This is a genomic window from Ensifer sp. NM-2, assembly GCF_003024455.1.
Lineage (GTDB): Bacteria > Pseudomonadota > Alphaproteobacteria > Rhizobiales > Rhizobiaceae > Ensifer > Ensifer canadensis.
On record NZ_PVZR01000019.1, the window covers coordinates 1 to 12,962 of the forward strand.

8 protein-coding genes are annotated in these 12,962 nt (G+C 62.2%); 2 read left to right on the forward strand and 6 right to left on the reverse strand.

Going from position 1 to position 12,962, the window contains the following annotated elements:
* Positions 1-468 precede the first annotated feature (468 nt).
* A complete protein-coding gene (locus tag C6558_RS28745; RefSeq protein ID WP_025428210.1) occupies positions 469-2,424 on the forward strand; it encodes a M23 family metallopeptidase in 1,956 nt (651 codons plus the stop codon).
* 131 nt (positions 2,425-2,555) lie between these two features.
* Here the strand turns inward: C6558_RS28745 and clpB are convergent, their stop codons facing one another.
* Together clpB and C6558_RS28755 are read right to left on the reverse strand one after the other, a co-directional pair.
* Positions 2,556-5,162: an ATP-dependent chaperone ClpB gene (gene clpB, locus C6558_RS28750; RefSeq protein ID WP_025428211.1), complete on the reverse strand. Its 2,607-nt coding sequence runs from the start codon at positions 5,160-5,162 to the stop codon at positions 2,556-2,558.
* A 302-nt stretch (positions 5,163-5,464) separates the two neighbouring features.
* A complete protein-coding gene (locus C6558_RS28755) occupies positions 5,465-6,472 on the reverse strand; it encodes a saccharopine dehydrogenase (protein ID WP_025428212.1) in 1,008 nt (335 codons plus the stop codon).
* A gap of 248 nt (positions 6,473-6,720) precedes the next feature.
* Here C6558_RS28755 and C6558_RS28760 point away from each other — a divergent pair, with 248 nt between their 5' ends.
* Positions 6,721-7,302: a TetR/AcrR family transcriptional regulator gene (locus tag C6558_RS28760; protein ID WP_057210220.1), complete on the forward strand. Its 582-nt coding sequence runs from the start codon at positions 6,721-6,723 to the stop codon at positions 7,300-7,302.
* Between the two features lie 293 nt (positions 7,303-7,595).
* Here the strand turns inward: C6558_RS28760 and C6558_RS28765 are convergent, their stop codons facing one another.
* The 4 genes from C6558_RS28765 to ptsP all read right to left on the reverse strand — a co-directional run bounded on the left by C6558_RS28765 (position 7,596) and on the right by ptsP (position 12,893).
* Positions 7,596-8,264, reverse strand: a complete 669-nt coding sequence (locus C6558_RS28765; RefSeq protein ID WP_025424536.1) for a DUF4167 domain-containing protein — start codon at positions 8,262-8,264, stop codon at positions 7,596-7,598.
* 332 nt (positions 8,265-8,596) lie between these two features.
* Positions 8,597-9,466, reverse strand: coding sequence for a peptide chain release factor N(5)-glutamine methyltransferase (gene prmC / locus C6558_RS28770; RefSeq protein ID WP_025424537.1), 870 nt, complete (start codon positions 9,464-9,466; stop codon positions 8,597-8,599).
* Positions 9,467-9,471: 5 nt separating this feature from the next.
* Complete coding sequence (prfA, locus tag C6558_RS28775; protein WP_025424538.1) at positions 9,472-10,554, reverse strand: peptide chain release factor 1; 1,083 nt, start codon at positions 10,552-10,554, stop codon at positions 9,472-9,474.
* Positions 10,555-10,625: 71 nt separating this feature from the next.
* A complete protein-coding gene (gene ptsP, locus C6558_RS28780; protein ID WP_025424539.1) occupies positions 10,626-12,893 on the reverse strand; it encodes a phosphoenolpyruvate--protein phosphotransferase in 2,268 nt (755 codons plus the stop codon).
* Between the last annotated feature and the right edge of the window lie 69 nt (positions 12,894-12,962).

Below are 12,962 nucleotides of genomic sequence, written 5' to 3' on the forward strand. Positions count from 1 at the left end.
AAAACTTCCCGCCGAAACTCGCGTCCCGACCAATCAGCATCCGCCAATCAAGGAAACCTTAAAACGAAGGACATCGTCGCCAGCAGCGCCGCCGCCCTCGTTCAGTGATCGGGCTTATAGACCCCACACATCGAACACGTCAACAGGCAATTTCAAAATAAATGACAGTTTTCTGACAAAGCCCGGAAATGCGGGCTTTTCACTCCGAAAAAACTTTCGGACGCCTCCGAACGGCCTGTGGAGACACATTTTGGCCCTTACTTCTTCACAATCCACCGATCTAAGCGAAATTATCGGTGCGTCACGCGGGGGCGCCTGGGGAACGCGGATGCACATATTATAGGGTGTGCACCCCCTCACCTGTCCTCCCCTCATGGATTTGACTCCCGTGTGCGAAAGATGCACATCTTCGCGCAACGTATCGCCTGCAAGAATACGGCAAGACAAATCAGGGGCCCCCAGCTCGGAATGATCACCGACAAGAAAATGGTCCGGTCGCTCGGCGACCAACCGCCGATCCTTGCGGACGGCCGGCGCGCACCGGACAGACGCGAGATTTCGTTGCGCTGGCTTTCCGGCACCTTCCTGACCGGCATCACCTCCAGCCTTCTTATGGGCGTCGCGCTTTTTGCAGCGCTTGACGGTCGCCAGCAGCTGGCAATCCCGGCCGAAGCCTACGCAGCACTCGACGCATCGAACGGCGGCAACGCCCCAGTCAATGCCAAGCGCGGCAGCCGCATCCTTTCGCCCAACATCGTTGCCAAGCCGGCTGACAAGACCGTCATGGAAGTCTCGACGATGATCCATGACGGCGAGAAGGAAGTGGTGCGCAAACAGCCCTTCGTTCACGTCAAGATGGCGCTTGCCGCCAACCACCAGGTTTCCGACAGCTATCCGGACTTCGATCCGCTGGCGATCTTCTCCACCGACGACGCCGATGCCGAACCGCAGGTCGCGCGTACCGGCACGCTCTACGGCTCCAACGTCGATTCCGAAGTGGCGCTGAAAACGGTCGATTTTCCGATCAAAGGCTCCAGCCTGACCTTCGACAACTCGATGTCTCTCGACGAGGTCGAGGAGAATGTTCGCACCAACGGTTCGGTCCTGACCGAGGGCAGCACCCAGGTCGCTTCGCTCTTCTATGTTGACCCGCAGCGTTTCGCCTCCGATAGCGACGGTCTCGATCTTCTCCAGGGCCTGACCGCACGCATCGTCGAGCAAAACAAGAGCGATGCGGCTTACGAGAGCATCAACGAACAAAGCACTGAGTATGCCGACGACATCATTCCGGTGCGCCGCAAGACCGACATCGCGACCGCCATGGTCAATGCCGGCTACGCCAAGGCGCAGGCCGAAGATGCTGCCGGCTATATCGGCGAAGCGCTCGGCGCCAAGGAACTCAACGACGGCGACGTCCTGCGCATCGGCATCATCCAGAAGGGCGAAGAAGCCCGCATCGTCCGCGCCACCATCTATTCGCGCAACCGCCATGTGCTGACGATGGCCGTCGACGACAACGGCCGCTTCGTTCCCGGCGCCGAACCGCCCAAGCTCGACGCGGTCGCGACCGCCTTCGACGACAACGGCACGCCGACGATCACCAGCACCCACGATTTGCCGCGCGTCTATGACGGTATCTATCGCGCCGCGCTCTCCTACGGCATGAACGCCGACATGGTCGGGCTCGTCGTCAAGCTGCTCGCCAGCAATGTCGACTTCCAGGCGCAGCTGAAGCCGACGGATTCGCTCGAAGCCTTCTTCTCGGTCACCGACGATCGCGGCTTGGCGACGGCGGATTCCGAACTGCTTTACGTCAAGGCGAAGTTCGGCGATGCCGAGACGACCTTCTACCGTTTCCAGGATCCGGACGACAATTCGATCGACTACTTCAACGGCGAAGGCAAGAGCATCCGCCAGTTCCTGCTGCGCAACCCCGTGCCGAACGGCCACTTCCGCTCCGGCTTCGGCATGCGCCGCCACCCGATCCTCGGCTTCTCGCGTATGCACACCGGCGTCGATTGGGCGGCCCCCCGCGGCACGCCGATCATCGCCGCCGGCAACGGCACGGTGGAGAAGGCTGGCTGGGATTCCGGCGGATACGGCAACCAAACGCTGATCCGCCACGCCAACGGTTACGTCTCCTCCTACAATCACCAGAGCGCGATCGCCAAGACCGTCAAGGCCGGGGCGAAAGTGGTTCAGGGCCAGGTGATCGGCTGGGTCGGCACGACAGGTCTTTCGACCGGTCCGCATCTGCACTACGAGCTGATCGTCAACGGCAACAAGGTCGATCCGCTGCGCATCCGCCTGCCGGGCGGCAAATCACTGGGTGGTGACGCGCTTGCGAAGTTCGAGAAGGAACGCGACCGCATCGACGAGTTGCTGAACAAGGACGGCAACGGCAGCGAAGTGGCCAGCAAGTAGCCAGTGAGATCCCCCCTTCGTCGACGGCTAACGCTTCGAGAGGCGGTCACCGCGATCCCCACAGCAACAGAATTCCTAGGCATGAACGAAAAAGGCCGCCCCGAAGGGCGGCCTTTTCAAGTTTCTGCGGTTTAGGCGGCTTCTCTTTCCGAGCCGGCGCCACGCTTGAAGTTCAGGCGGTCGGAGCCGGCAAGAACCTTGATAGTGGATCCATCCGGGAACTCGCCCTGAAGGATCTTCTCGGCCAGCGGATCCTGAAGATACCTCTGGATCGTCCGCTTCAGGGGCCGAGCGCCATAGGCGGGATCGTAGCCCTTTTCGGCCAGGAACGTCCGGGCGTCATCTTCCAGTTCCAGCGTGATCTTGCGCTCGGCAAGCAGCTTGAGCAGCCGTGCGAGCTGGATATCGACGATCGCGCCCATTTCCGAGCGACGCAGCCTGTGGAACAGGATGATCTCGTCGACGCGGTTCAGGAACTCCGGCCGGAAGGCCGACTTGACGACGTCCATCACCTGGTCGCGAACGACATCGCTGTCCTCGTCTTCGCCAAGGCCGGTCAGATATTCCGCACCCAGGTTCGAGGTCATGATGATCATCGTGTTGCGGAAGTCGACGGTGCGACCCTGACCATCGGTCAGGCGGCCGTCGTCGAGCACCTGCAGCAGCACGTTGAAGACATCCGGATGCGCCTTCTCAATTTCGTCGAACAGCACGACCTGATAGGGCCGGCGGCGGACGGATTCGGTCAGCGCTCCGCCTTCCTCGTAACCGACATAGCCGGGAGGTGCGCCGATCAGCCGGGCAACGGAGTGCTTCTCCATGTATTCCGACATGTCGACACGCAGCAGCGCGCTCTCGTCGTCGAACAGAAAGCGGGCGAGCGCCTTGGTCAGCTCGGTCTTGCCCACCCCGGTCGGGCCGAGGAAGATGAACGAGCCGATCGGCCGGTTCGGATCCTGCAGGCCGGCACGGGCACGGCGAACGGCACGCGATACCGCCTGGACGGCATCGCCCTGGCCGACGACCCATTTCGCCAGTTCGTCTTCCATCCGCAGCAGCTTGTCGCGTTCGCCTTCCAGCATCTTGTCAACCGGGATACCGGTCCAACGCGAAACCACATGGGCGATGTTGTCGGGGGTGACGACCTCCTGCACCATCGGATTGGCGTTGGCGTTCTCCTGGCTTTCGGCGTCGGAAAGCTCTTTCTCGAGCTTGGGGATGACGCCATAGGTCAGCTCTCCGGCGCGCTGGAACTCACCCTTGCGCTGGACGATCGCCAGTTCGTTACGGGCTTCATCGAGCTGCTTCTTAAGGTCGGCGGCGCGGCCAAGCTTCTGCTTTTCCGCCTGCCAACGGGCCGTCAGCGCCGATGCCTGCTCTTCGAGCGAGACCAGATCGAGCTCGAGCTTTTCCAGCCGGTCCTTCGACGAGGTGTCGGTTTCCTTCTTCAGCGCTTCGCGCTCGATCTTCAGCTGCATGATGCGGCGATCGAGTTCGTCGAGCTCTTCAGGCTTGGAATCCACCTGCATGCGCAGACGCGAGGCCGCCTCGTCCATCAGGTCGATCGCCTTGTCCGGCAGAAACCGGTCGGTGATGTAGCGGTTGGACAGCGTAGCGGCGGCAACCAGCGCGGAATCGGAAATCCGCACCTTGTGGTGCTGCTCGTATTTTTCCTTCAGGCCACGCAGGATCGAGATCGTGTCCTCGACTGTCGGCTCCTCGACCATCACTGGCTGGAAGCGGCGGGCAAGGGCTGCGTCCTTCTCGACGTGCTTGCGGTATTCGTCGAGCGTGGTCGCGCCGACGCAATGCAGCTCGCCGCGCGCAAGCGCAGGCTTCAGCAAGTTGGAGGCATCCATCGCCCCTTCCGCCTTGCCGGCACCGACCAGCGTGTGCATTTCGTCGATGAACAGGATGATCTCGCCGTTTTCCGCCTGCACTTCGTTGAGCACGGCCTTCAGCCGCTCTTCGAACTCGCCGCGGAACTTCGCGCCTGCGATCAACGCGCCCATGTCGAGCGCCATCAGCCGCTTGTCCTTCAGGCTCTCCGGGACGTCGCCATTGACGATGCGCAGGGCGAGGCCCTCGGCAATCGCCGTCTTGCCGACGCCGGGCTCACCGATCAGGACCGGATTGTTCTTGGTCCGGCGCGACAGCACCTGAATCGTGCGACGGATTTCGTCGTCACGGCCGATCACCGGGTCGAGCTTGCCTTCGCGCGCATCGGCCGTCAGGTCACGGGCATATTTCTTCAGGCTGTCGAACCCCTGCTCGGCATTGGAACTGTCGGCGGTGCGGCCCTTGCGAATATCGTTGATGACTTGGTTGAGCTTGGTCGGCGTCACGCCGGCCTTCTTCAGGACGTCGGCCGTGGCAGCAGAGCTTTCGATCGCCAAGGCCACCAGCAGGCGTTCAACGGTGACGAAGCTGTCGCCGGCTTTCTTGGCCGCTTCTTCCGCACTCGAAAAGACGCGAGCGAGCGGCTGCGACAGATAGACGGAACCGTTGCCGCCGGAAACCTTCGGCAGTTTGGCGAGTGCAGCATCATTGCCGGCGCGCGCTTCGCGCGCGTCGCCGCCAGCCCGCTCGATCAGCGAAGCGGCCATGCCCTGGTCGTCGTCGAGCAGCACTTTCAGCACATGCTCGGGCGTGAACTGCTGATGTCCCTGCGCCAGCGCATAGGTCTGCGCCGATTGCAGGAAACCGCGCACGCGTTCGGAATATTTCTCGATATTCATACTTTACCTCCATAGCCCACCAGGCCCGTCACGCGGCACCCGCTGGTGTTTCAGGATCAGGTTCCCGCATTCGGCGAACCTGTCATCGGGCGTCGATCCACACCTTGCGCGGGATCAACACGTCCGAAGCGAATATGGGGCAGCGAATTTCGAAATTAAAGGGCTGATTGCATGTCGCAATTAGGAAATCTTGCGAAGGACGAAAACGGCCACGCGTCTTTACGATGCGCGGCCGTCGGCTTTTGGATGCAGGGCATTGCCGTGCCGCGTCGGGCGAACGCGCTGCGGCTGCGGCCCTGAGATCAGCGATCGGCAAACGACGTGCCGAACTCCTTCATGCGGGAGACGTAGTAAGCGGGCTCGATCAAAACTTCCGGCAGGTAGAGACCGGCCTTTGGCGCTTCGCCCCCGGACAGACCGAGCATGCGCTCGACCGCAAGCGCGACGCCGAGCGCTGTCAGCGGGGCCTGGCCCTGCGGATGCACGATCTCATGCCGGCGCGAGACCCACTCTCCGTCTTTCGACTGCCCCTCGATCTCGAGCGTGATCTCCGTCGAAAATGGCTCGCCGCGCCGCCGACTGGCAGAGACGCTGTAGGCAAGATCCAGCCGGATCTCCCTGGCGCCGGTACGTGTGGCCAGCGCCATGACGTCGAAGGGCGAATAGGCGGCAGCATCAAGCTCGACACCATCGACACTTTTGTAGCGCGCGCTTGCTTCCTGCCCGCTCGCCCAATGCAGCTTGCCGTCCTTGACCGTCAGCGATGCCGGCGCGTTGCCGGTGATGCGGTTGTAATCGGCAAGTGCCGCTGGCCCGCCCATGTCCTCCTCATCGAGCAGGACGCCGATACGGATCGCGTCAACGGTCTCGTAGGACGAAAGCGCTTCGAGCACCGGGAAGATCGCAGCCCCGGCAAGCCAATGGCTGGCGAGCAGGATCGGCGCCTTGTCCGGTGCATGGATATACTGGGCAACCTCGGGCCCGATCTCGAACGTTCCGCTGGAGAGGCTGATATACGGTATTCCCCTGCCCTGCGCATATCGCATTGAGGTCAGCCTTTCGTCCTTGACGAAGATCACCACGGCGCTGAAGGCGTCCTTGTCGTCAAGACCGAGATCGGCGCGGTCGAGATCAACACGCACACCGGTCGCTCCACCGACCTCGCTCGCGACGGCCTGCGCCCGGGAAAGATCACGACCGCCGATTGCCAGCGGCAGATCGGGATGCAGCCTGCGGATCGCCTTCGCCGCCTGCGACCCGACGACGCCCGAGCCGCCGATGATCAGCACGGGTGAGAACTTGCTCGACATGTTCATATCTCCTAGACGGAAAGAAGGTGGCATTTTGCCAACCTACGATTAGTAAGTTACCATCGGTAGATAAGTAGCAAACGCGCCCCGTCAAGGGATTGGGATATTTTATCGCCTAGAGCGCCGCGCGTCTTATTAGACGCGCAAAGGTCGCTGTAGCACTTTGAATGGCTGCATGCTTTGATCCTTAAATCGAATAGGATTTAAGGAAACATGCGGCAGTGTGGACGACCCGAGGAGAGCAGCCGATGGAGAAAACGGCGATCAGGAAACTAGCCAAGCCCGAACGGCGTGCCCAGCTCATCGAAACCTCCAAGGAAATTTTGCGGGAATGCGGCGCGGACGCCCTCACCCTCGGCCACCTGGCCGAGCGCGCCGGCGTCAGCAAGCCGATCGCCTATGAGCACTTCGGAACCCGCGAGGGGCTGCTGATCGCGCTTTCGCGCGAGATCGAGGAGCGCCATACCGATAAGCTGAAGAAAGCGCTGCTGGACGCCCCGGCCGATCTTGCATCCGTCGCCGGCATCATCAGCGCCGTCTACATCGGATGTGCCGTCGAAAGCGGTTCGGAATGGCAGGCGATGTCAGGCGCCCTGCGTGGCAATGCCGAGATGGACCGCGTGCAGCAGGAACTCGCCGATGACTATGTCGCGCTCATCGGCGCAGCCATCGCACCTTTCTCCACCCTCACCGAAGATGATCTGCGCCTGCGTTGCGCGGGCATTGCCGGTGCTGCGGAGGCGATTGCCCGGGAGTTCGTCCGGGGGCGAACGACCGAGGACGATGCGGCCACCAATCTCGCAGCCTTGATTGTCAAAGCTGTCGGCTGATGGACAACGCCAGAAGCCGGCGATCAATGGAGCGTGCGGCACGGGACGATCGCCAGCCCTAGCGATTATGGTGCGCTTCAGCGTCCGCAGTCTTCCGAGCAAAATTCCGGCAACAAAAAACCCGGCCGCAGAGCGGACCGGGCTTTTGATGTTCGCTTCTGCCGCGCCGCATACGCCGCCCAACTGCATGTTTCCTTAAATCCTATTCGATTTAACGATCAAAACATGCAGCCATTCAAAGTGCTACAGCGACCTTTGCGCATCCAATAAGACGCGCGGCGCTGTAGGAAGACTTACTCGGACTCAGCCAGTGCCGGCGCTTCCGGAGGCGCGTCGCCTGACGCTTCGCCTTCATCGGCTGCAGTGCGGCGCGGACGGCGCGGGCGCGGCGCGCTGCGGCGACGCGAGGCCGCACGGCCGGAAGCCGCTGGCGTTTCTTCTTCCATAGCCACTTCGGCCGGCGTGCCTTCGATGACGGGCTGCGGGCCCGAACCGTCGATCACCGGCTGCTGCTCGATAACGACAGGAGCGGGAGCGGCTACAACGTGGACCGGCGCTTCGTCGGCGTAGCCCTGATCCAGATCGTCCTGATCCTGATCCTGATCCTGGTCGTTGGCGTCCTGCCCGCGGAAATCCTGGCGTTCTTCGCGCTGGAAGCGATCCTGCATCTGCGCCTGTGCGGCTGCAATGATGCGGTTGTAATGCTCGGCATGCTGAAGGTAGTTTTCAGCGATGACACGGTCGCCGGAGCTCTGCGCATCACGAGCAAGTGCCGAGTATTTCTCGGCGATATGCTGCGCGGTACCGCGAATCTTCACGTCCGGACCAGAACTATCATAGGTCCGCGTCAGGGGATTTGATCCCTTGCGGTTATGATTGTTGTTATTTCCACTGTTGTTATTGTTGTTGTTATTGTTGTTATTCCGCCCGCGGCCGCGCTTGTTTTGCTGTCCTGGCCTCATAGTACATTCACCCGAATTCTCTTGATAATGATGATCATGTGGTTTCGTCTTCCGGCCGGATCTGTCCGCGCCCGACAGAGCGTGCGCCGGTGAGCCCGCACATTGGCGGCTTCGGCGCCGACTGGCGTCAAATTAACAGGTACCTGCACAAGGCACTGTTGAACCCTAGCAACTCTTTCTTGAGAGCAATCCCCGTGGCCAGGTCATACCGGAACGAATCTTAGGTCCATGACCATCTGCCCAGTGCGCGGGCAAACTAGCCCGCTTCCTCTGGGATTCCAAGCCCTTTCTTTGCGTCAGCAAGAAAGAAGATGCGCCAGTGCAGCATTTTTTCAACGGTCGAAGCTACGCTCAAAGATCAGAACCCGGTCGTTGCCGCCCAAATCCTTGGCTTCTTCGCGCAAACGGAAGTTCTCGGCACTAAACAATGCCGCAACCGCCTCTTTCTGATCGAAACCGATTTCCAAGCCTATCACGCCGTTTGTCTCAAGATGATGACCGGCCTGAAGGGCGATGGCACGATAGGCATCAAGGCCGTCGTCTCCGCCATCGAGCGCTGCGGCAGGATCGTGCAATCGCACCTCCGGCTCAAGCTCTGCGACGACATTGGACGGTATATAAGGCGGATTTGAGACGATGGCGTCGAAGCGACCCTCCACCTTGTCGAACCAGTTGCTGCGCACAGCCTCGAAACGACCCGAAAGGCCAAGCGCCTCGGCATTTGCGCTCGCCGTCGCCAACGCGTCCTCAGATATATCGGTAGCCGTTCCGCGCGCTTCAAGAACCGTGGCAAGCAACGCCAGGCAGATCGCCCCGGTGCCCGTGCCGAGATCGACGAGCCGGCAGCTGCCCTTCGTTGCAACGGTGCGGCGCAGATACGGGATCATGCGATCGACGAGCGTTTCCGTATCCGGCCTCGGCTCCAGCGTTTCACGCGACAGCTTGAGCGGCAGGCCAAAGAACTCCCGCTCGCCGAGAATGCGGTAGACGGGTTCGCGCGCGCTCCGCCGCTCGACGGCAGCCCTCACCCTGGCAACGTCGGCCTCCGTGACCAGGTCCCTGCCGCGCGTCACGACATCGGTCAACGAAAGCCCGAGCACGCCCGAAACCAGATGACGCGCGTCGAGCGCAGCGTGTTCGATGCCGGCGGCCGTCAGGCGATCCCGGCTTTCCACCACGAGGCGCGCGAGCGTGGCCGTCATCGCCATCAGCCCCGCTGCTCGCCCAGAAGAGCCAACTGGCTCGCCTGGTAATCGGCCAGCAGCGCATCGACCACTTCGTCGATTTCGCCCATCATCATCCGGTCGAGCTTATAGAGCGTCAGGTTGATGCGGTGATCCGTAATGCGCCCCTGCGGAAAATTGTAGGTGCGAATGCGCTCAGAGCGGTCGCCGGAGCCGACCTGGCTCTTGCGATCGGCCGAACGCTCGCTGTCGGCGCGCTGGCGTTCCATGTCATAGAGCCGCGAACGCAGCACCTGCATCGCCTTGGCGCGGTTCTGGTGCTGCGACTTTTCCGAACTTGTGACGACGAGGCCGGTCGGAAGGTGGGTGATGCGCACGGCGGAGTCCGTCGTGTTGACGTGCTGTCCGCCAGCACCTGACGAGCGCATGGTGTCGATGCGGATGTCCTCGGGCCGAACCTCGATGTCGATTTCCTCGGCTTCCGGCAGTACGGCGACGGTTGCCGCCGAGGTGTGGATGCGTCCGCTCGCCTCGGTATCCGGCACGCGCTGAACGCGGTGCACACCCGACTCGAACTTCAGCCGCGCAAACACGCCGCGGCCGGAGACGGTGGCGATGATTTCCTTGAATCCGCCGGCTTCACCCTCGCTCGCCGAAAGCACTTCGACCCGCCAGCCCTTGGCCGCAGCGTAACGCTCGTACATCCGGAAAAGATCGCCGGCAAACAGCGCTGCCTCCGAACCGCCGGTTCCGGCGCGGATTTCGAGGATAGCGCTCTTTTCGTCGGCTGCATCCTTCGGCAAGAGCAGGATCTGGATTTCCTGCTCCAGCTGCTCGATTGCCTCGACGACCTCAGGCTTTTCCATCTCGGCCAGGTCGCGCATGTCCTTGTCAGTCGTCCTGTCGGCCAACATGGCATTGATATCGGCAAGCTCGGCCGTCGCCTTCTCATAGGCGCGGATCTTGGTCACCACCGGCTGCAGTTCGGAATATTCCGACGCCAGCTTCACATAGACGTCGGCCGCTGGCCCCGCCGACATGCGGGCCTCGATCTCGCCGAACCGCCGTTCCAGTTCGCGCATTTTCTCAATGGGAAGCTTTGCCAAGTGTCACTCCAAATGCGCTACGCCTCGCCCGGATCATAGCCCGGACGAGGACAAAAGCGCTTCAAATCTATCTAAACCGGGATGCCGTTTGCCGCGGCGAAGTCGATGAGGATCTGGCGAACAGGCGTCGGGTCGCGGGTGTCGTCGAGCGCCGCGTTCAGTACCTCGCCGAGCTTGTCGGCATCGAGGGCCAGGAGCATCGCCTTGATCGGACCGACCGCCGTCGGCGACATCGACACCGAGCGGTAGCCGAGACCGAGCAGCGCCATGGCGGACAGTGGCTTGCTCGCCATCTCACCGCACAGCGTCACCGGCGTCTGATGTCGCTCGCCGCCGCGCACGATATCGCGCAGGATCCTGAGGAAGGGCCGGCCAAGCACGTCGAAGCGATCGGAAACGCGGGCGTTGCCGCGATCGACTGCCATGGCGAACTGGAACAGATCGTTCGAGCCGACCGAGACGAAGTCCACCTCGCTCATCAGTTCGTCCAGCTGCCACAGCAGCGCCGGCACTTCCAGCATGGCGCCGAACTGCAGCTTGCGCGGCAGCTGTTCGCCGAGCTTCGACTGACGCTCGATTTCCTTTTGCAAAAGCTCGCGCGCTTCCTTCAGCTCCGAGACCTCGGTCACCATCGGCAGCATCAATTTCAGCTCGAGACCGGCAGCCGCACGCAGCATGGCGCGCAGCTGAGTGCGCAGCAGGCCGGGCCGATCCAGCGAAAGGCGGATCGCCCGCCATCCGAGTGCCGGATTTTCCTCTTCCGCCGCGCGGAAATAGGGAACCACCTTGTCGCCGCCAATATCGAGCGTGCGGAAAGTCACCGGCTTGCCGCCGGTCTGCTTCAGAACGCTGCGGTAGAAGGCTTCCTGCTCTTCCGCCTTCGGCATCGTCGAGGCGATCATGAACTGCAGTTCGGTGCGGAAAAGGCCGATGCCCTCGGCACCCGCTTCGTTCAGATGCGGCAGGTCGACCAAAAGGCCAGCGTTCATCTGCAAGGTGATGCGCTTGCCGTCCTTGGTCAGCGGTTCGACATCCTTGAGCGCGCGGAACTGAGCCTGCCGGCGGGCGCGGAACCGTACCTTTTCCTCGTAGGCGCGCTGCAGGTCGGCCAACGGCCGCAGATGCACCTTGGCATCGTCGCCATCGATGATGACGGCATCGCGGTTTTCCGCAAGCGCGACAGCACCCGCCGCCTGTCCGACGACCGGAATGCCCATGGCGCGGGCGACGATGACCACGTGGCTGGTGACGGCCCCTTCCTCAAGGACCAGGCCGCGGACGTTTTCGCGCGGATAGTCGAGAAGTTCGGCGGCACCCATGGCCCGGGCAACGATCACCGCATCGGTCGGGAAGTCGCTCGCCGAAAGCTTGGCGCCATAGCCCGAAAGCTGGCGCAGCAGCCGGTTGGCGAGATCGTCGAAATCATGCATGCGCTCGCGCAAATAGGGATCGGTCAGCCGGATCATCCGCGCCTTGGTCTCGCTCTGCACCCGTTCGACGGCAGCTTCCGCCGTCAGGCCGTTGCGGATCGCCTCTTCCAGCTTCCGCACCCAGCCGCGGTCATGGGCAAACATGCGATAGGTCTCAAGCACCGCTCGGTGCTCGCCCTCCATCGACACTTCGCGACGCGATAGCATGTCGTCGATCGAGATACGCAATGACCCCAGAGCCTCGGCAAGCCGCTGCAATTCCTGGTCAGTATCCTCGTTCAGAAGATTGGTGACGACGATCCTCGGCTCGTGCAGCACGACATAACCGAGGCCGATGCCTTCGCCATAGCTGTTGCCGTCGATCGAGACCGGCCGGGACAGATCGAGTTCGAGGCCGGGCTTGGTGATTTTCTTCAACTCGCCGGTCGCCACCATCTCGGCGAGAACCATGGCGGTGGTTTCCAGCGCCTCGACCTCGTCTTCGCGGTAGTTGCGCATCGCCTTGTTCTGCACGACGAGAACGCCGAGCGCCCGACCCGTGCGCAGGATCGGCACGCCGAGGAACGAGTGATAGATCTCTTCGCCGGTTTCCGGCAGGTAGGTAAAGGCCGGATGCGCCTGGGCGTCGGACAGGTTGAGCGGACGTGCGGACGCGGCAATCGTGCCGACGAGGCCCTGCCCCATCTTCAACTGCGCCAGGTGGACGGCGGTCTTGTTCAGACCTTCGGTCGCGTAGAGTTCGAGCACGCCGTCGGAACGCAGCACATAGACCGAACACACTTCCGCGACCATGTTCTGTGCGATCTGGCGCACGATCCGGTCAAGGCGCTCCTGTGGCTCGAGCGGTTCCGCCATCAGTTCGCGCAACCGCTTGAGGAGAACGCGCGGACCTGCGGAAAGGTCTCTCATCGCGTGGGGTCCCCCGAAAAAGAGTAGACGACGGCGGCGGACGAATTCGCAGCCGAAACGGCCGCGAAT

Coding starts and splice junctions, on each gene's coding strand:
- C6558_RS28745 (WP_025428210.1), top strand. CDS start 469: ATGATCACCGACAAGAAAATGGTCCGGTCGCTCGGCGACCAACCGCCG.
- clpB (WP_025428211.1), bottom strand. CDS start 5,162: ATGAATATCGAGAAATATTCCGAACGCGTGCGCGGTTTCCTGCAATCG.
- C6558_RS28755 (WP_025428212.1), bottom strand. CDS start 6,472: ATGTCGAGCAAGTTCTCACCCGTGCTGATCATCGGCGGCTCGGGCGTC.
- C6558_RS28760 (WP_057210220.1), top strand. CDS start 6,721: ATGGAGAAAACGGCGATCAGGAAACTAGCCAAGCCCGAACGGCGTGCC.
- C6558_RS28765 (WP_025424536.1), bottom strand. CDS start 8,264: ATGAGGCCAGGACAGCAAAACAAGCGCGGCCGCGGGCGGAATAACAAC.
- prmC (WP_025424537.1), bottom strand. CDS start 9,466: ATGACGGCCACGCTCGCGCGCCTCGTGGTGGAAAGCCGGGATCGCCTG.
- ptsP (WP_025424539.1), bottom strand. CDS start 12,893: ATGAGAGACCTTTCCGCAGGTCCGCGCGTTCTCCTCAAGCGGTTGCGC.